The 18,188-nt window shown below is 71.9% G+C and carries 22 protein-coding genes and 1 pseudogene; 11 read left to right on the forward strand and 12 right to left on the reverse strand.

Annotated features, from left to right (window positions below):
* The first annotated feature begins 117 nt into the window (after window positions 1-117).
* A complete protein-coding gene (locus ACF08B_RS37445; RefSeq protein ID WP_392321491.1) occupies window positions 118-621 on the forward strand; it encodes a hypothetical protein in 504 nt (167 codons plus the stop codon).
* A 191-nt stretch (window positions 622-812) separates the two neighbouring features.
* Here ACF08B_RS37445 and ACF08B_RS37450 read toward each other — a convergent pair whose 3' ends face one another.
* Window positions 813-1,364 (reverse strand): hypothetical protein, encoded by a 552-nt coding sequence (locus tag ACF08B_RS37450; protein ID WP_392321492.1) that lies wholly within the window; start codon window positions 1,362-1,364, stop codon window positions 813-815.
* A gap of 157 nt (window positions 1,365-1,521) precedes the next feature.
* On the opposite strand from ACF08B_RS37450, the gene ACF08B_RS37455 reads away from it, so the two are divergent.
* Both ACF08B_RS37455 and ACF08B_RS37460 read left to right on the forward strand, forming a co-directional pair.
* Entirely contained in the window at window positions 1,522-1,923 is a 402-nt protein-coding gene (locus tag ACF08B_RS37455; RefSeq protein WP_392321493.1) for a PPOX class F420-dependent oxidoreductase, read from the forward strand.
* 297 nt (window positions 1,924-2,220) lie between these two features.
* Window positions 2,221-2,550 carry an ANTAR domain-containing protein gene (locus ACF08B_RS37460; protein WP_392321494.1) on the forward strand — a complete coding sequence of 110 codons (330 nt, stop codon included), beginning with the start codon at window positions 2,221-2,223 and terminating at the stop codon, window positions 2,548-2,550.
* A 172-nt stretch (window positions 2,551-2,722) separates the two neighbouring features.
* On the opposite strand, the gene ACF08B_RS37465 is transcribed toward ACF08B_RS37460, so the two are convergent.
* Window positions 2,723-2,968 carry a DUF5133 domain-containing protein gene (locus ACF08B_RS37465; RefSeq protein WP_392321495.1) on the reverse strand — a complete coding sequence of 82 codons (246 nt, stop codon included), beginning with the start codon at window positions 2,966-2,968 and terminating at the stop codon, window positions 2,723-2,725.
* Window positions 2,969-3,416: 448 nt separating this feature from the next.
* On the opposite strand from ACF08B_RS37465, the gene ACF08B_RS37470 reads away from it, so the two are divergent.
* Together ACF08B_RS37470 and ACF08B_RS37475 are read left to right on the forward strand one after the other, a co-directional pair.
* Window positions 3,417-3,914, forward strand: a complete 498-nt coding sequence (locus ACF08B_RS37470) for a hemerythrin domain-containing protein (RefSeq protein WP_392321496.1) — start codon at window positions 3,417-3,419, stop codon at window positions 3,912-3,914.
* A gap of 86 nt (window positions 3,915-4,000) precedes the next feature.
* A complete protein-coding gene (locus ACF08B_RS37475) occupies window positions 4,001-4,393 on the forward strand; it encodes a DUF2267 domain-containing protein (RefSeq protein ID WP_392321497.1) in 393 nt (130 codons plus the stop codon).
* Window positions 4,394-4,464: 71 nt separating this feature from the next.
* Here the strand turns inward: ACF08B_RS37475 and ACF08B_RS37480 are convergent, their stop codons facing one another.
* The gene (locus ACF08B_RS37480) at window positions 4,465-4,746 is read right to left on the reverse strand and encodes a DUF6003 family protein (protein WP_392321517.1); all 282 of its coding nucleotides are present in this window, start codon (window positions 4,744-4,746) and stop codon (window positions 4,465-4,467) included.
* A 17-nt stretch (window positions 4,747-4,763) separates the two neighbouring features.
* Window positions 4,764-4,880: pseudogene (locus ACF08B_RS37485) on the reverse strand (helix-turn-helix domain-containing protein); the annotation flags it as partial.
* A gap of 274 nt (window positions 4,881-5,154) precedes the next feature.
* On the opposite strand from ACF08B_RS37485, the gene ACF08B_RS37490 reads away from it, so the two are divergent.
* Complete coding sequence (locus ACF08B_RS37490; protein WP_392321498.1) at window positions 5,155-5,733, forward strand: carboxymuconolactone decarboxylase family protein; 579 nt, start codon at window positions 5,155-5,157, stop codon at window positions 5,731-5,733.
* Window positions 5,730-6,581, forward strand: a complete 852-nt coding sequence (locus ACF08B_RS37495; protein WP_392321499.1) for an RNA polymerase sigma-70 factor — start codon at window positions 5,730-5,732, stop codon at window positions 6,579-6,581. The genes ACF08B_RS37490 and ACF08B_RS37495 overlap by 4 nt, the downstream gene beginning before the upstream one ends.
* 442 nt (window positions 6,582-7,023) lie before the next feature.
* On the opposite strand, the gene ACF08B_RS37500 is transcribed toward ACF08B_RS37495, so the two are convergent.
* A complete protein-coding gene (locus tag ACF08B_RS37500; RefSeq protein WP_392321500.1) occupies window positions 7,024-7,356 on the reverse strand; it encodes a hypothetical protein in 333 nt (110 codons plus the stop codon).
* A 505-nt stretch (window positions 7,357-7,861) separates the two neighbouring features.
* Here ACF08B_RS37500 and ACF08B_RS37505 point away from each other — a divergent pair.
* Complete coding sequence (locus ACF08B_RS37505) at window positions 7,862-8,365, forward strand: transglycosylase SLT domain-containing protein (RefSeq protein WP_392321501.1); 504 nt, start codon at window positions 7,862-7,864, stop codon at window positions 8,363-8,365.
* 115 nt (window positions 8,366-8,480) lie between these two features.
* Here the strand turns inward: ACF08B_RS37505 and ACF08B_RS37510 are convergent, their stop codons facing one another.
* The gene (locus ACF08B_RS37510) at window positions 8,481-8,771 is read right to left on the reverse strand and encodes a hypothetical protein (RefSeq protein ID WP_392321502.1); all 291 of its coding nucleotides are present in this window, start codon (window positions 8,769-8,771) and stop codon (window positions 8,481-8,483) included.
* Between the two features lie 169 nt (window positions 8,772-8,940).
* Entirely contained in the window at window positions 8,941-9,855 is a 915-nt protein-coding gene (locus ACF08B_RS37515; protein ID WP_392321503.1) for an NAD-dependent protein deacetylase, read from the reverse strand.
* Between the two features lie 452 nt (window positions 9,856-10,307).
* Between ACF08B_RS37515 and ACF08B_RS37520 the strand changes: the two genes are divergently transcribed.
* Window positions 10,308-10,619, forward strand: a complete 312-nt coding sequence (locus tag ACF08B_RS37520) for an STAS domain-containing protein (RefSeq protein ID WP_392321504.1) — start codon at window positions 10,308-10,310, stop codon at window positions 10,617-10,619.
* A gap of 57 nt (window positions 10,620-10,676) precedes the next feature.
* On the opposite strand, the gene ACF08B_RS37525 is transcribed toward ACF08B_RS37520, so the two are convergent.
* The gene (locus ACF08B_RS37525; RefSeq protein ID WP_392321505.1) at window positions 10,677-10,901 is read right to left on the reverse strand and encodes a hypothetical protein; all 225 of its coding nucleotides are present in this window, start codon (window positions 10,899-10,901) and stop codon (window positions 10,677-10,679) included.
* A gap of 179 nt (window positions 10,902-11,080) precedes the next feature.
* Between ACF08B_RS37525 and ACF08B_RS37530 the strand changes: the two genes are divergently transcribed.
* On the forward strand, window positions 11,081-11,440 hold the full coding sequence (locus tag ACF08B_RS37530) for a hypothetical protein (protein ID WP_392321506.1): 360 nt from the start codon (window positions 11,081-11,083) through the stop codon (window positions 11,438-11,440).
* A 139-nt stretch (window positions 11,441-11,579) separates the two neighbouring features.
* On the opposite strand, the gene ACF08B_RS37535 is transcribed toward ACF08B_RS37530, so the two are convergent.
* On the reverse strand, window positions 11,580-13,544 hold the full coding sequence (locus ACF08B_RS37535; RefSeq protein ID WP_392321507.1) for a hypothetical protein: 1,965 nt from the start codon (window positions 13,542-13,544) through the stop codon (window positions 11,580-11,582).
* A gap of 124 nt (window positions 13,545-13,668) precedes the next feature.
* Window positions 13,669-13,944: an SHOCT domain-containing protein gene (locus tag ACF08B_RS37540; protein ID WP_392321508.1), complete on the reverse strand. Its 276-nt coding sequence runs from the start codon at window positions 13,942-13,944 to the stop codon at window positions 13,669-13,671.
* Between the two features lie 701 nt (window positions 13,945-14,645).
* Between ACF08B_RS37540 and ACF08B_RS37545 the strand changes: the two genes are divergently transcribed.
* Window positions 14,646-15,440, forward strand: a complete 795-nt coding sequence (locus ACF08B_RS37545; protein WP_073898875.1) for a DUF4239 domain-containing protein — start codon at window positions 14,646-14,648, stop codon at window positions 15,438-15,440.
* Between the two features lie 45 nt (window positions 15,441-15,485).
* On the opposite strand, the gene ACF08B_RS37550 is transcribed toward ACF08B_RS37545, so the two are convergent.
* Entirely contained in the window at window positions 15,486-16,313 is an 828-nt protein-coding gene (locus ACF08B_RS37550; RefSeq protein ID WP_392321509.1) for an alpha/beta fold hydrolase, read from the reverse strand.
* A gap of 234 nt (window positions 16,314-16,547) precedes the next feature.
* Window positions 16,548-17,741: a CapA family protein gene (locus ACF08B_RS37555; protein WP_392321510.1), complete on the reverse strand. Its 1,194-nt coding sequence runs from the start codon at window positions 17,739-17,741 to the stop codon at window positions 16,548-16,550.
* Window positions 17,742-18,188: the final 447 nt, after the last annotated feature.

Here is an 18,188-nt window from a genome sequence, read left to right on the forward strand (position 1 = left end):
GCTCGCCGTCAGCCGCTCTCCTGCTGGAGCACTTGATGCTCGATCCCCACCGGGCAGTCACCTCGAGCGGACCGCTACGCTCACATGCCCTTAGCGCTGCGGGGGAGGGCGTCAGTTATGACCGGTATGGCGGGTCCGGGACGTCGCAGCGCGCTCGCGCTGGGCTTGGCGGCGGTGCTCTCGGCGTGTACGTCGACTCATGGGGAAAGCGCAGACAGCGGCGGCGTCCGAACGGACCCTGAACCGCTCGAACGCCGGTTCACCGCTCTCGGCCCGCTCTCCGACGCGCATTGGCTCGGCGTTGTCCTGGGTACCGATCACGATTGGAGAGTTCCGGGCCCCACCGACGTTCGCGTGGTGGGCTTCGCCCGGCTGAGAGCGGGCGCCGTCGCCGCCCTGCAGGGTGCATCGCCGCGAGGGTTTCAGCCCGCCCAGCCACGCCGACTGCCCCACAGGCTGGTCCCGTTCATGCCCGAGAAGGCCCGGTGGGTCCGCAGCGAGTCCTTCGACCGACACATGACCGGCGAGAGGTATTCCGGCACGTTCTTCCTCGATCCGGGTGCGGACTGGGTCTACTTCGACACGACCAATCCGAGTGCGCTCTCCAGCTCCAAAACGTGATCGCGCCCCCCGGCTTCACCAGATCGGTCCTCTCTCGACCGGCACCGCGGTCGCACGCCTGCAGGGCGTGGCCGTCCGCGTCCTGCAGCGCTTCCTTCCGCCTCGCCGCCGCTCTGGTGCACACCGGCACCGGCCGCACGGTCGTGCGCCAGCTGACCGGCTACGACGGCTGAAGTCCCCGAGACGGCCGTCTAGGCCGGATCCATGGTCAGGAACTCGGATGCCAGCTCCGCAGGATTGGCGTTGCGGGTCAGCGCGAACATCGCGTCCGGGTCGAACATGTCGTAAAGGATCACCGGGGCCGGCCGTCCCAGCACCTGCACAAGCAGGCCGCTGTCATGGAGGTGGCGAGCCGCCGCGACGCACACCTCGTAGAACCAGGCGATGAGTTGCTCGTCACGCTCGCCGGGCTCCTCGTCGTCCTCGTACCACAGGCCCCGGGACTCGGCCTCGCGCCGGTACGCGGCCGCACCCTGCGCCTCTTGCCCCACGGCCCGTACCCCTTCGAGCCCGGTCGGCGGAAAACACGCGTAACTCCAGCGCGCCTCCCAGGCATCCGACGCCGCCGCCCCCGCCGAGGCGGCGGCGTCGGCCTCGGTGGTGTAGCCGATCGCCACATACGGAAAGCGCGGATCCTGATCGACGCTGTCGATGCGGAACGTCACCGCGTAGATCCCGCTGCCCGCAGCAAAGCCGGCGACGACCTCGCCGGCGACCCGCCTCACATGGTCCGAAAACGCCACAGGGCCTCCTCCTCGATCAGGCCGAAGATCATAAGGTGCGCCCCGCGCGGGGACACCCCGCGGTCCTCTCGCCGGCCGCAGGCGTGGCACGCGTCCGCGCCCTCGTCCGCAAGCTAGCGTGGCGAACTGCTTCAGCGATCGCACAGCGGAGGAACGGGTGCCCGTCTTGCTCGGCGAGGATCTGCTGGCGCTGCTGCGCCACCCGTCCACCTGCTACATCGCCACGCTCATGCCGGACGGTTCCCCCCAGCTCACCCAGACGTGGGTCGACACCGACGGGCGCCACGTACTCATCAACAGCGTCGAGACCCACCAAAAGACCCGGAACATCGCCCGTGATCCCCGCATCGCGCTCGCCGTGGCAGACCCCGCGGACCCCACGGCCTACGTCCAGATCCGCGGCCGGGTGGTCGAAGTACGAAAGGACGGCGCCGCCGAGCACATCGAGTCGCTCTCCCAGAGGTATCTCGGTGGCCCGTATCCGTGGTTCGGCGGCCGCGACCAGGTCCGCGTCATCTACGTCATCGAGCCGGACCGCATCAGCAGCCCCTGCGGATAGCGCGGGGCCGGCCAGGCCTTTCGCCGCGTAGGCGACCGCCCTTCACCATCACGTCCTTTTGGGGATGCCCCGGCCAGAACATCGGCCGGGGCATCCCTGTGCGAGCCCTGCGGTGCGACGCCGGGCCGCACGAAAATGCCGCACACCCGGTCGTGGCGGTCATGGGCGGGCAGGAGGCGCCGACGCCTCGCCTCTGCCGGTTTCGCCGGAGGATGCGACGGGCCGGGGGAGGCGGCTTGCGATGCCGACGCCGGGGTAGCAGGGTCCTTGCCCCGCTGCTACTCCTGAGGTGATCACATGCGGCTCGACCGGCCCGAGCACGACACGGGAGAACCGCTCTCCATCGCACCACACCCGCACGGGGACGGCAGTGCGCGCTTGCGCGCGGAAATCGATCACCTTCGCCGCGAGGTGGCGGCACGCTCCAGGATCTCCATGGCCGAAGGCGCCCTCGCCGTCCTCGGACAGCTGCCCATCGAGAAAGCGGCAGCGGTGCTGCGGGACCTCTCAGCCGCCCTCGGCCTGAACCTGCACGAGGTCGCCGAACACGTTCTGGGGCTGGTTCAAGGCGCCGGCACGCCCGCCCTGGTGGTCGACGAGCTGCAGCGGGCGCTGCTGCGAGCCTGACCTCTGTAGGGGAGACACAAGGAGGGCAAGCCGGTCTGGTATCCCGCATCCGTGACGTTGAGGCGGGCCAGCCCGGCAGGCGGGCCGGGTCCCCGACGGGCCGGCGGTCCTACGGCACCCGGCCGGTGGCACCCTCCGCGCGGCGATCAGTTCCCAACGGCGCCCGATCGCTTCAGGCGGCCAGGGATCGGGACGCCTTCGTGGCCGCACGCCGGTCTGCTCGCAGCTGCTGAAGGAGGACGTCGGCGGCGGCGAGGGCCTGGTCCACCGACGCGGTGCCGGTCATCGCGCACAGCCGGGCGGAGGTTTCCTCCAGTTCCCGGCTCGAGCGGCCGGTGGGCTGCAGATCGTGGCGGAAGCGGGCCTCGGCGAAGCGGGCCAGCACCGCGCGCAATTCCTTCTCCGCCGCCAGCAGCACAGCAGCAACCCCTCTCGTGCAGCGGGCCGGCACACCGGTCCCGCGACCTTCGCCGAGCGCACACCCTCAAGGCGGCACCCCGGTTGGACGGAGCAGATAGGTGCTCCAGGCATCCGTGTGCCCTTAAGGGATCACCGTATGCACTGCGCCTGCGACGCTCCGCCGACGACACGCTCCTGCCGCGCGGTGTCCGGCCTCGTACAGGCGTCCGTCGCTTGCGACTTGGCGCACCGGGTGCGGCCAATGCGGGGCAGGAGGCGCGCCGCTGCGGGGCGGCGGCCGGCCCGGCCCGGCGGTGAGGTGGTCGGCGTACTGCCGACCGGCTGCGGAAACGGGCCGCTGTGACCCTTGTGACCTGCGACGAATAGGCAAAAGGGGCAAAAGGGAGAATTTGTGACGTGGGTTCGGGTAGCGGAGGTGAAACCCACTCACCTAGGGAGGCGCATCCATGAACCCGCCCCAGGATGTCGTCGAGTTGATTCTCGAGGATCACCGCACGATGGAGGACCTCCTGCGCCTCATGCGCAGCACGGAAGCCGACCGCCCCGGAGCGCTCCACGACTTCGCGCATCTGATGATCGCCCACGGCGAGGCCGAGAGAACCTCCGTGCACCCGGTCCTCACCTGCTTCGAGGACCACGACACCGTCGACCACATCGAGACCGCACACCAGGAAGCCGTCAAAGTCCTCTTCGCGCTCCTGCAGGTACGCGAGATCGCTTCCGTCGAATGGGAGTGGAGGCTGCAGCAACTGGCCTGCGTCACCGCCCGCCACACCGACGAGGAGGAACGCACCCTCGTCAACCAGGTGCGCGACAGCCTCAGTCGGCCGTGCCGCGAGGAACTCGGCGCCGGCTACGCCCGGACCAAAGCCGACCTGCTGGCGGCGCGGTGCGGCAGCATCGCCCACCTCCACCGCCTGGTGCACGCCGCCGCACCCGTCTGACGCTGCCGACCCACGCCGCGCAGCCTCGAAAGCCGGGCGAACGGGCCACCGCAGACAAGAGATTCGTTCGACGACTAGGAGCCGATATGGACTGGAGTCTGGGCACCTTCCTCACCCAGGTCACCGAACGCGCCGGCTACGACAGGCAGCAACAGGGGGCCCGAGCCGTGCAGAACGTGCTGGAGGTCCTCGGCGCCCACCTGGTGGGCGACGACCGCACGGACCTGGCCGCTCTCCTGCCCGAGGGGTGCGCCTTTCTGCTGACCGCGGTCGAGCCGGCCAGCGAACCGCTGACCCCCGCCTCCTTCGTCGAGGCCGTCGCCGACCGCAGCAACGCCGACCTCGTCGAGGCCAGACGCGAGATCGACGCCGTCCTTCCCACCCTCGCCAAGGCCGCCGACGACGCACTGCTACGACGCCTGCTCACCCAGCTCCCCCCGGGCCACGCCGGCCTGTTCGGCTGCACCGACCCCGGCTGACCGGCCCGGGGTTGGGGCCCGACGGGGCCAAGCGCCCCACGCCGCGGGGACGGCGCGGGGCGCCGCAGGGTTCAATCGCCGACCACCTGCACGATGTCCAGCGGATCCAGACCGGTGAGCTGCGCGATCCGCGGCGCGGGAACGCCGGCGGTCAGGGCGCGGTGCACCAGCGACTGCCAGTCCTGGGTGGTATCCCGGAAACTGAGCAGCTCCGACTCCATGTCCCTCACGGACCGGGGCGCACACGCGTGCTCCACCCACAGCGCCTCCTCCTCACTGAGCGGGATGGGTAGCCGCTGAGCCTCCTCGGCAACGAGCACCTCCGCGCCCGCCGGGACGACCCTGACCCCCATGCGCCGCGCCTGCGGTACTGACGACGCTGATCCAGACCGGTGTTCCACACCGCCCGGCACACGTTCGCGAACTCCTGGCACTGTTCGGCCTGCTCGACCGTCAGCTCAAGCCGATACCTGCGTCCCGACAGCATGAAACACCCCCCTCCAGCTCGTGTGATCAACGTAGCGGAGGCAGAGGACAACGCAGTGGGCGCAGCCTCTGCGCGGCTCCGCGCCGAGGATGGGCTGACCCCGACCTGAAGGACGGGGCATGAGCCCTAGACATCCGGTCATCGAGCGACCTTGGCGGACGGCTGCTGCCGAAGCCCGGTGTACCGGCACTACATTCACTGCCCACCTCCGTCACATTCGAGGGATGGCCGGTGTCTACATGCCTGACAGACCAACGCACGGACAGGGAGCACCATGACACTGCGCATTCCCAAGGCCACACTTCCCACCGAGATGAGCGAGAACCTGATCAAGCAGCTCGGTGCCGTGCCCGAGCCCGTCGAAGTGGTGTGGCACAGCCCGAAGGTCGCCACCTCCAACCTGGAGTTCTCGGCCGAGTTGAGCGAGTGGGATGAGGCCGATGCGGGCCTGAAGTCGTTCGCGCACATGGCCGTCGCGGCGCAGGTCGGCTGCAGCTGGTGCTTGGACGTCGGCTACTTCCAATCGCAGAACCAGAACCTGGACCTGACCAAGGCGAGCCAGGTGCCGCGCTGGCGGGAGTCAGCAGTGTTCACTCCGCTCGAGCGGGACGTGCTGGAGTACGCCGAAGCCATGACGAACACCCCACCGACCGTCACCGACGAGCTGTATGCGGGCCTGCTCGACCAACTCGGTGCGCCGGCGATGGTCGAACTAACCGCCTACATCGCCTTCGTCAACATGGCTACCCGGAACAACACTGCCAACGGGATCACGTCGCAGGGTTTCTCCGACGCCTGCGCCATTCCGCTGGCCGCGAGTGTGGAGAAGGCGGGTGCGGCATCGACGGCGTGAGCACCGACCCGTTCGTCATCCATCGCAGCCTGCTGTTCACTGTCGCCTACGAAATGCTCGGCTCTGCGGCCGATGCGGAGGACGTGGTCCAGGAGTCCTGGCTGCGATGGGCCGACGTCGACCGCTCGCGGGTGCACAACCCGCGGGCGTATTTGGTGCAGATCACCACCCGGCAAGCGCTCAACCGGCTGCGGACGCTGTCACGCAGCCGCGAGGAGTACGTCGGCGAGTGGCTGCCCGAACCGCTGCTGACCACTCCGGACGTCGCCGAGGACGTCGAACTCGCTGAGAGCGTCTCGATCGCGATGCTGACCGTGCTGGAAACACTCGGGCCGACCGAGCGGGCGGTGTTCGTGCTCCGCGAGGTCTTCGACCTGCCCTATGGCGAGATCGCCGAAGCGGTGGGGAAGTCGGCGGTCACGGTACGGCAGATCGCACGGCGGGCCCGTGAGCACGTGGCGGCCCGACGGCCGCGGGTGCGGGTGAGCCGCTTTGAGCAGCAGGCGGTGGTGGAGCGATTCCTGGCCGCTTTGCGGACCGGGCAGGTGCAGGAGCTGATCGACGTGATGGCGCCCGACGTGGTGCTGATCGCCGACGGCGGCGGTGTGACGAGCGCCGCGTCGGCTCCCGTCCACGGAGCCGAACGGGTCGCCGCGCTGCTTGCGCGCCCCGGCCGCGTGGTGTCGTCTGTGTGGCTCAACGGCGCTCTAGCAGGCCGGATCGAGGCCGACGGGCAACTGGCGGCAGTCAGCCTGGTCGTAGAAGGCGGGAGGGTTAGCCGGATTCACGCGGTGGCCAACCCGGGGAAGCTTGCGCGACTGGAAGAGCCGGCCGCCCTCGCCAGATGAACACCCCCTGCTGCGTTGGCGTCGTGGGTGTTCCCGGCAGGTGCTGCCGCTTGGAGCGCTCACGACCGCCCGGCGGCCGGAAGCGGGTCGGATCTGACGGCCGCTGCCGGCGCTGGTACTCAAGGCTGTCTTGCCGTAACACAGGCTCTACCGCTGCGGCGGGATCACCGGGGTGGGCGGGTCCAGAGCGCAGCCGGGGGCGGAGACCACGGGAACGGTGTGATTGGGCAGGTGCAGGGCGGCCCACGTGGCGGCCAGGTGGAGGAAGTCGGTCAGGTTCGTGTTCCGCGGCGGCGAGCAGGCGCCGCTGGCCAGTGACAGGCGGCTCGATCACCTGGCTGTCGTCGTCTTCGGCGTCGATGGCCAGTCGGACCATGCCGCCCTGACGTTCAGCGAGAGGGAGGGGGGACCGAAGCAGGCCCAGCCGATGCCCTCGACGACCTCATGCCAGTCGCGCCTCTCGCCCAGCCCGTTGCAGCAGCCCGGTGCCGGTCGCGGTGTCTATGACCTGCAGGCCTCCGGATGCGAAGAGCTCATCCGTGGTGAGCAGTCCGTGAAGGAAGCGTCCGAAGGGGGCTGCGGGCCCTGGCGGGTGACTGTCGTCGTCGGTATCGGTCGAGTTGCAGGCGGCGATGCTCATCACCGCTGTGCAGGCCTCGGCAGGACCGAGCCTGCCGCTGAGCGGCAGGAAGCCGTACGGCCCGCAGCTGGCGACGGTCCACAGTGCGAAGCCGTCCGAGGCATGGATCTTCAAGACGGGCTGCAGAACGATCATCCGGAGAGTCTGCGGCATGCCGTTCTCGCACCCCGCTGCGACAACTCACCACGGGAGGGCATTCCGCCACCCACGCCCGCCGATGTCGCGGCCGGTGACGGTTCGATGCCCACCGTGAGGTCTCAGGGCTGCGCGCGGCGGCCCGCTCGGCCAGCGCAGCGGACGCTTCGAAAGGCCCGTTTCATTGCGAATCGGGTGATGAGCCCCATAGGAGCCATGTCACGTCCTAAGGAGGATCGTAGGGCGCTATCGCGGCGAACCGGGCAAATAAGCCATCGAATGCCCGATTTTGGCCAATTCTCCGAAAGTGGGTAGTACGTCACATTCTTGCGTGGGGTTCCAGGGGTCGCTAACCATGTTGGTCGTTGCCGCAAGCCGCTGGCCGACCGGGCGTTGATCGCCGGACGTGCCCGCGGAAGCGTGCAGCAGGGCTCGCCCCGAACGCCCTGCAGGCCGCGACCGGATATCCGGCCGGCGCCTCGACGACGTCCCACAGGAGAGTCCCTTGATCGCGATCACCGCTTCCCGCCGTCTTGCCCGCCTCGCTGTGACCGGCCTCGCCACGACCGGTGCCGCTGCCGCCGCCCTCACCCTGGTGCCGGCTTCCGCCCAGGCCGCCGAGGCACCGAAGGCCGCCCACAGCGCCACGGCTCCCGCGCGCGACGGCCGCGCCGACACCGCTGGTGCCGGCAACAACCTCGACGGCTGGATCAAGCAGTCGCTGGCCATCATGAAGAAGAAGGGCATCCCCGGTAGCTACGAGGGCCTGCACCGCAACATCATGCGCGAGTCCAGCGGCAACCCCAACGCCCAGAACAACTACGACGTCAACGCGAAGAACGGCACCCCGTCCAAGGGCCTGCTGCAGGTGATCGACCCCACCTTCAACGCCTACCACGTCGACGGCACCGCCCACAGCTCCACCGACCCGGTGGCGAACATCACCGCGGCCGCCAACTACGCCGCGCACCGCTACGGTTCCATCGACAACGTCAACTCCGCGTACTGAGCCACCCCGTGGCCCGTGGAGCCCGGCGCGGCCGCCTGACGCCACGCGCCCGCTCCACCGCGAGGAGAGGGGCGCGAGCGCCGACCGGGCCGCGCCCACCACCGCGCGAACCGTCTCAACCGTCCGGGTTGAGCTCCGCGTACACCATCTCCACCAGCTCGCCGGCCTCCGGCGCGTGCGGGTCGTCGGGCACCTCGTAGTACCCGCCCAGGGTGGCGATCACGTCCCGCTGAGAGTCGTCGTACTCGTGCCGGCGGTCTTCCTGCTCCTTGGATGTCCGGGGGTGGGGGATCTGCCACCACCACACCCTGTCCCGGATCTCGTCCTTGGACAGGGCCCCGTCCAGGACGATGTCCCTGCCCTGGACCTTCCCCGTGATTCTGGCGGAGTTCGCCTCGGTAGCCATGTGCTGCGTCTCCCTTTCGCTGACCAGAGCAGCGGCTACCCGCGAACCACCTCCGCAGCGCATCCCTTGCAGAGTGAATCGGCCAACCACCGCACCCCGCCGGTGAGAACCGCCGGCCCCCCCGGGCCGCGCAGATCCGCCGCGGCCAGGAGGGCGTGTCAGACCACGCTCAGGAGGGCGTGTCAGACACCACGCTTGGGCCGTCGACGCAGATGCCCAGCCGGCCGGCCACCGCGGTCAGAGCCGTTCCCAGGGGGAGCCCGATGCGGGTCAGGGCGTGCCGGTCACCGCGGGTCGCATCCCGGTTGACGATCAGCACGGGCGTGCCGGCCTGGGCGGCCTGGCGGACGAACCGGAGCCCGGACATCACCGTCAGTGAGGAACCCAGGACCAGCAGCGAGGCCGCTTCCCGCACCAGCGTGCGGCAGTGCTCGACCCGCTGCGGAGGAACGGCTTCGCCGAAGAACACCACGTCCGGTTTGAGGACGCCGCCGCAGACCGTACAGGGCAGCACCTCAAAGTCCCCGACCTGTGTGTCGGTGAGGTCGGCGTCACCGTCGGGGTTGATGCCGGAGGCCACCGGATCGAAACCGGGATTGGCTGCCTCCAGGCGCCGGGCGAGATCACGACGCGCACTGAAGGCACCGCACGACAGGCAGACCACCCGCTCCAGGCTTCCGTGGAGTTCCACGACGCCCTCGCTGCCCGCCGCCTGGTGCAGGCCGTCGACGTTCTGGGTGATCACCCCCGCCAGCAGCCCGTGCCGTCCGAACGCGGCCACCGCCCGGTGGCCCGCGTTGGGGCGGGCCCGGCCGAAGGTGCGCCAGCCGAGGTGGCTGCGCGCCCAGTACCGGCGCCGCGCCTGAACGCTGGCGGTGAAGTCCTGGTAGGTCATCGGGGTGTGCCGGCTCAGGCTGCCGCCCTCGCCCCGGTAGTCGGGGATGCCCGACTCCGTGGAGATGCCCGCCCCGCTGAGCACCAGCACCCCGCCGGCGCGCAGCACCTCGCCGACCGGCTCCACATCCGTGGTGCCCGGCGGCCAGTCCTCAGCTGGAGTCCAGCTCAACGTGGGGCGCATGCGCATGCCGCCAGGGTACGGAACAGCTGTTCAGGACGGGCGCCCGCCGCTGACCGCCAGCCCGGCGATTTGGCGCAGACCCCCGCCCCCCTGCATCGCAGAAGGCAGGAACGAGGATCGGCGCATGCCGCCCGCAGGCAACCCGCCCGCCCGCGTGGCCGCACCGCCTCTGGCGGCAGGCCCCTGCGTCAGAGCGGCCGGTGGCTTCCCGCTTTCGAGCGGTGTGCCGCGGGCGTTCTGGTGCTGGTTGCCTCGATGTGACACGCTCGAGGGGAACCAGCCTGGTCTGGTGGGAGACCCCGCGCCGCCGTGCGGTGACAGAAAATCGGGTGGCCGGTGGATGGTGCGGGTGGTCTTGCTCGGCTGTGATGCGGCACCGTATGCCGCGCGCTTGACGGCCTACTTCCGGCAGAGGGAGCCGACCGTGATGGGCTTAGATCCCGAACGGTGGTTTTCCCATGCCGTCTTTCGACGTGCACGTCAGTAACTACGTAGAGCGAACCGTCATCACCGTGGTCGGCGAACTGGACTTCGACACCTGCCCGCAGGTCACCCTGGTAACGGACACACTGATCATCCGCAACCGCACCCTCTGCCTAAACCTCGCGGGTGTGCCGTTCCTGGACGCCAGCGGCCTGGGCCTCCTGCAAGGCCTGGACCGGCACGCCGGCGAACAAGGCGGACTCCTGGAACTGTCCGGTCTGCAGACCCAGCCCCGGCGCGTCCTCGAACTCACCGGGACCCGCCCCCAGTTCCAGATGACGGCCTAGCCCGGCGCAACAGCCTCGCACGGCGGCGGCCGATCCGATCACTGATCAACGAGCCGACTACACCTCGCCGGTGGCAAACAGTTCGAGGTGCCCGCACTTGGGGCAGCGGTAGGCCTCTATCTGCCGCCGGGGCCGGCCCAACCGCTTGGCGCCCCCGAAGATCCCCCGCTCCAACGCGCCCTCGATCCAGCGCGCGTACCCGCGTGAGTGCTCGCCGGCATCCTCGATGAAACCCTCCATCAGACCGACGGTGCCGCAGTGGGTGCACGTGAAGTTGTTCATCCGGTGAGTGTAGGAAACGGCGCGGCTGCTACGGCGCACGAGGGCCCCGACGGCGCCGAAGCCGCGTACCGCTCCGCCGGGGTGGGCACCGGCCCCCTGCACGAGGCTGCCACCCGCAGACACGACCCCCGCGGTGGGCAGAGCCGGATCCCGGATGGCAGCATCAGGGGGTGTCCGTCATGAGCAAGCTCCAGATCAAGCCCGGTCAGAGCGTCGTCGTCCTCGGCAAGCCCGACGACCTCCCGCTGGAGGTCGAAGCCACGGGCGGGGTGACCGCGGGCGACGCGGCGTCGGCCGACGCGGTGCTCGTCTTCGTGACCACCTCCGGCGACCTTCTCGGGGCAAAGGCCCAGGCGGTGCTCGCCGCCGCGCGCCGCGACGCCCTCGCCTGGGTGGCCTACCCCAAAGGCGGAAAGCTCGGCACGGACCTCAACCGCGACACCCTGGCCGCCGCGCTCTCCGTGCACGGCGTACGCCCCGTGCGGCAGATCGCCATCGACGACACCTGGTCCGCGCTCCGCTTCCGTCCCGCCGACTGACCGCGCTGGAAGCCAGCCCGCACCGACACGGCGGACGACCAAGGCGAGCGCGGCACAATCGGCGTGGAATCGGTGGGGCTGCTGCGCCGCCCGTCTGCCTGTTGCTCGCCCCCCTCATGCCGGACGGCTCCTTGGCAGTTCACCCGGATCGTCCTGCCGACAGGTCGATGGGCCGCAGGCCCCCGGCCAGCCGGGCCCGCACCGCGGTGCGGGCCCGGGCCGGAGCGGGCACTGCGAGGGTAGTGCCGTCGGTGCCGGCGGTGACGTCACCGGTGACGATCAGTCCCTTCACGGCGCGGCTTCCCGCGGCGAGCACGTACCAGGTGCCCTTCGGGGACCGCCAGTTCGCGTGGACGACGACGTGCTGCCCGAACCTGCCGCAGGCGCCGGTCGCCCGCGCCCTGGCCACGATGCGGGCCTGTTCGCCCGTGCCCGCCCCGGCCGTGCGCAGGGCCACCGTCACCTCGCCGGGACCGCGCCAGGTGTCGGCCCGCGCGCACGTCCACACACCGGGCCCGGCCCTGTCGGGCAGGTCCTGCTCGGCGAAGTCCCAGACGTTGACCGCCTTCACCCCCGGCCCGTGGGGCAGGCCGACGGCGCAGCCCGTCCGGGCCCAGGCGAGCAGGGCGGCCGGGCCGGTGGCCTCCCGCGGCCGCCGCGCCGGCGCGCCGTGCCCGGGAAGGGGCGTGTAGGTCAGGTGCACGGCGGTGAGCTCGCCGAGCCCGGCCAGCAGGAAGGCATGGTGTTCGGCGATCCGCGAGGACGAGCGCAGTTGGAGCACGGTACGGCTGCCGCAGCCGGCGCCGGCGCCGAACACCGGGACCGGCGCGGTCAGTCCGTCGCCGTCCACGGCGAGCGGGCGGGCAGGGGTGGCGGGACGCAACAGGTCGCGGGTCTGCGACTCGGCCACCCAGGGCGCCAGGAGGTAGCGCACCGCCTTGCCGGAGGTGTCCAGGGCGACGGCGGCGGCCGTCGTCACGTCCGCGTCGTCCACCCGGGCCAGCACCAGGGACCGGGCACCTGAGGGAGCTGCTTCGCGGTAGCGCGCGAGGCGTTGACCGTCGTACAGCAGCACCACCGTGCCGCCGCCGGCCGGTCCGGCGTACAGCAGGTGCGGTGCGTCAAGGGGCGGGCCCGCCGCGGTGCCGGCACTCCGGCTGATCCGCGTGGCGTCCGCGTCCCCGGCCCACGCCGTCAGCGCCCGGCGCAGCAGCGCCCGGTCCTTCACCCGCGGGCCGCGCGCGGGCCAGGCCGTGAAGTCCACCCGGGAGGTGGCGGCCCACGCCCCGGAAGCCACCCGGACCACGTCGTCGACGGCCGGCGCGGGCCGGGACGCACGGTGCGCCCCGGCCCCCGCGGGCACGGTGGGGACACCGTCACTGACCACCAGCGTCACCACGGTGATCAGCGCCACCAGTACGGCGATTCCCGCCAGGTGCACGCGACGGCGGCGGCGCAGCAGATCGCTCGGCCGGGCCCGCACCGTGCACGGGTCGAACTCCTCGGACGTGAGGATTCCGGCGGCGCCGGAGTCGAGGACGGCGTCGAGATCGAGTGCCGTGCGCAGGTCGGCCTCGACGCCGCCGAACCCGGCCGTCTCCAGGACCCCGCGTGTCTCCGCCTCGGTCAGCCGTTCCACCCGCAGCAGGATGAAGGCGGCCCGCGCGGTCGCCGACAGCTCCGACAGCGCCCGGCTCAGGGCGAGTTCGTCGGCCCCGCCCGCGCGGGGCGACAGCCGCAGCCCCCACACCACGGGCAGCCGGGGCAGCAGCATCCTCGGCGGCGGGACGCGGCCGGGCCAGAGCGGCGGCCGCCGGGAGAGGGCCAGGACCTCGCGCAGCACCGGCACATACAGCGACCGGGACATGGGCGGGGCGTCGTCCCGGGCCGCACGGGGCGCGGGGACGCCGGGCGCCGCGGCGGGCAGGGTCCGCTGCACCAGCGCGTGGGCGAGCAGGACCCGCCGGTGCCTGCCCAGGGCCGGGGGCAGTACCAGATACGCCAGCCGCACGAGATCGGCGTACCGCTCGGCGAGCCGCTGCTCGGCGTGGAGCAGGCCGCGGGGGGAGACCTTGGGTAAGCGGCGGAGCAAGGACGAGACCATCAGGCGGGTGCCTTCCGCGACCTAGGAGGTGGGGCCCGGCAATCCGGCAAACGAGTGAACCCGCCTGCGGTCACCCGCCGCCCCCCGCCTCCTGCCGCGCCCCTGGCCGCGGCGCGCGGGGCCGTCACCGGTGTTCCCGCAGCAGCGCGAGACGGCGTTCGTACTCCTCCTCGTCGATCTGCCCGCGCGCGAACCGCTCGGCGAGCAGCTCTTCCGCCCGCCGGCCGTCCCACCGCGGATCACCGGGCTCCCAAGGCGGCGCGGCCTGCCGGCCGCGCGGGGAAGCGGACAGGTGGCGCACGAGGGCCACGCCCGCCGCGACCACGAGAGCCCAGAACAGCAGCGTGGTCACGAGCATGAGGAACCAGCCGCCCGGCCCCCAGCCGCCGTACCAAAACATGGCGATCGCCTTCTCCCGGCCGATGCGAAGGTGCCGTCTTCAGGATCGGTGACCAGCGGTGCCGGCGGGCAGGGCCCGATGGTCCCCCTCGCGGACCACCCGGCCACCCCGCCGGCCGGCGGCCACCACGGCGCGGCGTGCGCGGGCGCGGCCCCGGCACCCGCCGTTCAAGATCCACATGGCGGGACGGGGACGGCACAGGCCGTCGCGGCCGCCGAGGACGCGGCCCGCAACCACACGCCCGGCGTACTCGCCCGGCACGCCCGGCTCATGCACTCACCCAGGAGAAGGAAGCACCGCCCAAGTCCCTGAAGGAGACCCTCCGCAGCGCCTTCGAGGCCCCGCGGCCCGCGGCGAAGCCCTGGGCACCGCCCGCGCAGACCTGAGGCCGAAACCGCACCGGCGCGACGGCCTGCCCGCCACCGGGCCGGCCACGGGCCGCGACTCCCGGCGGCGGCGTGGGGTGAGCCGCCCGCCCGGGGGTACCCGCGCGGTGGTGGAGGTGGGTGGACCCGCGGCGGCACGGCAGCGACGACCGTGCCGCCGCGCACGGCACACACCGGCCCCGGCAACGGGGGCCGGGGTGCCGAACGCCGCTCACTCGATGGTGTGCACCGCCCGCCCCAACTCCCCGCCCCCGCACCGCTCACGCGCCCTCACCGGCGCGAAGGGCCCCTCGCTCCGCCCTAGACTCCGCGCCCATGTCGTCGCTGTGGCTGCTCAACCATTTCAGCACCTTCACCCTCGCCGTCGTCGCCGTCGGCGGGACCGTCCTGGTGGCCGTCACCGGCAGTGTGCTGCTGCGCCGCCGCTATCCCTCGGTGGCCCGCGGCGAGCACAACGACATGGTCGGCGTGACGCTGGGGATGTTCGGCGCGATCTACGGCATCATCCTGGCGTTCGTCATCGTCACCCTGTGGACCCAGATGGAGGACACCCAGACCATCGTCGCGTCCGAGGCCACCGACGCGGCCCTCATCGCCCGCGACGCCGCGGCCTTTCCGGCACCGGTGCACGCCCGCCTCGACGCCAGCCTGAGCGGCTACGTCCACGCGGTCGTCGAGGACCAGTGGCCCCGGATGCGCGCCGGGCATCCGAGCTACGGGGCCACCGAGAGTCACCTGCGGGCCGCCTTCGAGGCGCTGCAGACCTTCGATCCCAGGAGCGGGCGCGAGGAGGTTTTCTACGAGGAGGCCGTCAGCCATCTCAACGACGTCGCCTCCCAGCGCCGCGCCCGGCTGACCATGGCCGGACAGGAACTCCCTCCGCTGCTGCAGGTCCTGGCCTTCGGCGGCGCACTGGTCCTGGTCCCGCTCACGTTCCTCTACGGCATGCGCAAACTGCGGGTCCAGCTCCTGTTCGTCGCCTCGGTCGCGGGACTGGTCGGCTTCAGCCTGCTCCTGGTCTTCGTCCTGGACCGCCCCTTCGCCGGCGAACTCAGCGTCAGCCCGGCCCCGTACCGGGAGGGAGCCCTCGCCCAGTACTGGAGCCGGTGAGCCGGCGGCCGATCCGCACGGCCCGCGCCGGGAGGCGAGGCGTCGTCACCGCGAGGCGGTCGCCCGGGCGGCCTGCTCGATCACGCGGGTGACGGCACCGGGGTGGGAGACGGCCATGGCGTGGGAGGAGTCGACCTCGGTGATGTGCGCCCCGGCCCGCTCGGCCATGTGGCGCTCGGCGGCGGGAGGGATCGTACGGTCGTTGCGGGCGACGGCGTACCAGGAGGGCAGGGTGTGCCAGGCGGCGTGCTCGCTGCGGGCGTCGAGCGCGGAGGCGTCGATGGGGCGCTGCGCCGCGGCCATCGCGCGGGCCTCGGCCGCGGGGACGTCCGCGGCGAAGACGGCGCGGAACTTGTCGGGCTTGACGTACAGGTCGGTGCCGGTGCTGCCGTCGGGGCGGGGGTAGGGCAGGGGGTTGAGGGCGCCGGGCAGCTCGCTGCCGGGGTAGGCCCCCAGGATGTCGTTGGCGCTCTCGCCCTTCTCCGGGGCGATGGCGGCGATGTAGACGAGTGCCTTGACCTGCGCGTTTTCGGCGGCCGCGTCGGTGATGACCTCGCCGCCGTAGGAGTGGCCGACCAGGACGACGGGGCCGGGCACGTTCTTGAGCACGTTCGAGAGGTAGGCGGAGTCGCTCTCGAGGCCGCGCAGCGGGTTGGCGGGGACGACGACCCGGTAGCCCGCGGCCTGGAGGCGCCGGGTCACCTTGTTCCAGCTCGACCCGTCGGCGAAGGCGCCGTGCACCAGCACGACGGTCGGCCTGGCCGGCTCGTCCGCGTGCCGCGGCGCCGCCGTCGCGACGGTCGGGGCGGTGCCGGCGACGACCGCCGCGGTCGCCAGTGCGGACAGCGCGAGCAGCCTCTTGGGGGAGTTCATGGCGTGTTCCGGTTCCTGTGAGTCGGGAGCGCCGCACCGCGGTCGGCGGCGGGCGCGTCGAGCACCTGGGACAGGCGCGGGGGAGGGCGAAGGGATCGCTCGCTCTCCGGCCGCGCGTCCGTCCTCCCTGCTGGGGAAGGTCCGGGGTGCCCCGACCCGAATCAAAGCACACAATTAAGTTGTGCACAATCTAAATGCTGGAAGGGACCGGGCGCTGCTGGCCGGCGGCCCCGGCTAGGGGTGCCGGATCGTCCCGTCGGATGCGATGCGGGCGGCGTACGGGCCGAAGTCCTCCTGCGACAGGCCGGCGACGAGGTCGATGCCGTCGCCGCCCGGCTCCGGCGTGCCCGGCGGGACGAGTTCGGTCGGGTGCAGGCGTCCGGAGGCGTAGGTGCCGTCGGCGTGGAGGGTGACGTCGAGGACGCCGCTGGTGGAGAGGATGCCGCCGAGGCCGAACACCTTGTAGCCGGCGAAGTTGCCCAGGCTGTAGGCGATCAGCCGGCCCTTGTAGAACTCCATCCCGCGCATCACGTGCGGGCCGCTGCCCACCACGAGGTCGGCGCCGGCGTCGATCACCGCGCGGCTGAAGCGGTGGGCGTCGCCGCGGTCCTCGCCGAGGAAGTACTCGGTGCCCGGCTCGACATGGGTGTGGTCCGCGCCTTCCGCGCCGGCGTGCATGGTGACGACGACGAGGTCCGCCATCGCCGCGGCGCGGGCGGTCAGCCGCTTCGCGGCGGGGATGTCCGTGAGGTCGGCGGACCCCTGGTCGGGGGCGAACCCGAGCACCGCGACGCGGATGCCGTGCACCCGCTGGAGGGTGATCTGGCCCGCGCGGCCGGTGAACGGCAGGTCCGCGGCGCGCAGCGCGGCCATCGTCTCGCGCCGGCCCTGCGCCCCGAAGTCGTCGATGTGGTTGTTGGCCAGGTTCATCACGGTGAAGCCGGCCTTCTTGAACCAGCGGCCGTAGGACGGCGGGGCGCGGAAGGCGAAGCAGTGCGGACTGTCGTCGTCGCACTTGCTGGTCCCGCCGGTGGTGAGGGTGCCCTCCAGGTTCCCCAGGACCACGTCGCCGGCGAGCAGGTCCTGGACCGGGTCGAAGAAGGAGGCGCCGTCGTCCGGCGGCAGGTCGTCGGGCAGTGTGCCCATCACGACGTCCCCGACCGCGGCGATCCGCACGCTGCCGGTGGGACGCGGTGCCGCAGGCGCAGCCGCGGGGAGCGGGGGCGCCGTGCTCCGGGCCGCCCGCGGGGAAGTGCCGGCGGAAGCGGCGGGGGCCGGCTCCGCCGAGCCGTCGCGGAGAGTGAGCCCGGCGACGATCACGCCGGCCCCCGCCAGGCCCCCGGCCGCACCGAGGACGAGCCGGCGCCACCGCACCGGCTGCCTGCGCGGCCCGTGCCGCCGGGGACCCCGCTCATCGGACGTGATCACCGGCTCATGCTACGAACCGGACCCCTCACCGCCGCGCAAGGACGACGACGGCGTGTTCCCGGCGCCGCCGTGCGTCCCGCCCGACGCCCCTCGCCGCAAGGGGAGGGGCCCGGTCACCGGTCGGGCGGCTTGGGACGAGGGCCGTCCCCTCCTCTTCTCGCGGCTGCGGAACCGAACCCCGACCGCTCGTCGGTTGGTGGGGTGGTGCGGTGGTGCGGACTTCCGGGACGATCGGGCTCGACAGGGGCCGGCTCGGTCATGGGACGCTCCCTCACAGGCTGCGGGCGTCGATGTCGCCGTAGCCGGTGGACGCGTGGATGGTGAGGTTGGCGGCGGCGCCGTCGGTGTTGGCGAGTGCGTTGTGGATGCGGCCGTAGGCGGTGCCGGCGTCGAGGGTGGCGGAGGTGCCGCGGGCGGCGGTGACGGAGATCCGGCCGTGCTGGGTGC

It is taken from the genome of Streptomyces sp. NPDC015139 (genome assembly GCF_043079785.1).
GTDB classification, from domain to species: Bacteria; Actinomycetota; Actinomycetes; order Streptomycetales; family Streptomycetaceae; genus Streptomyces; species Streptomyces albidocamelliae.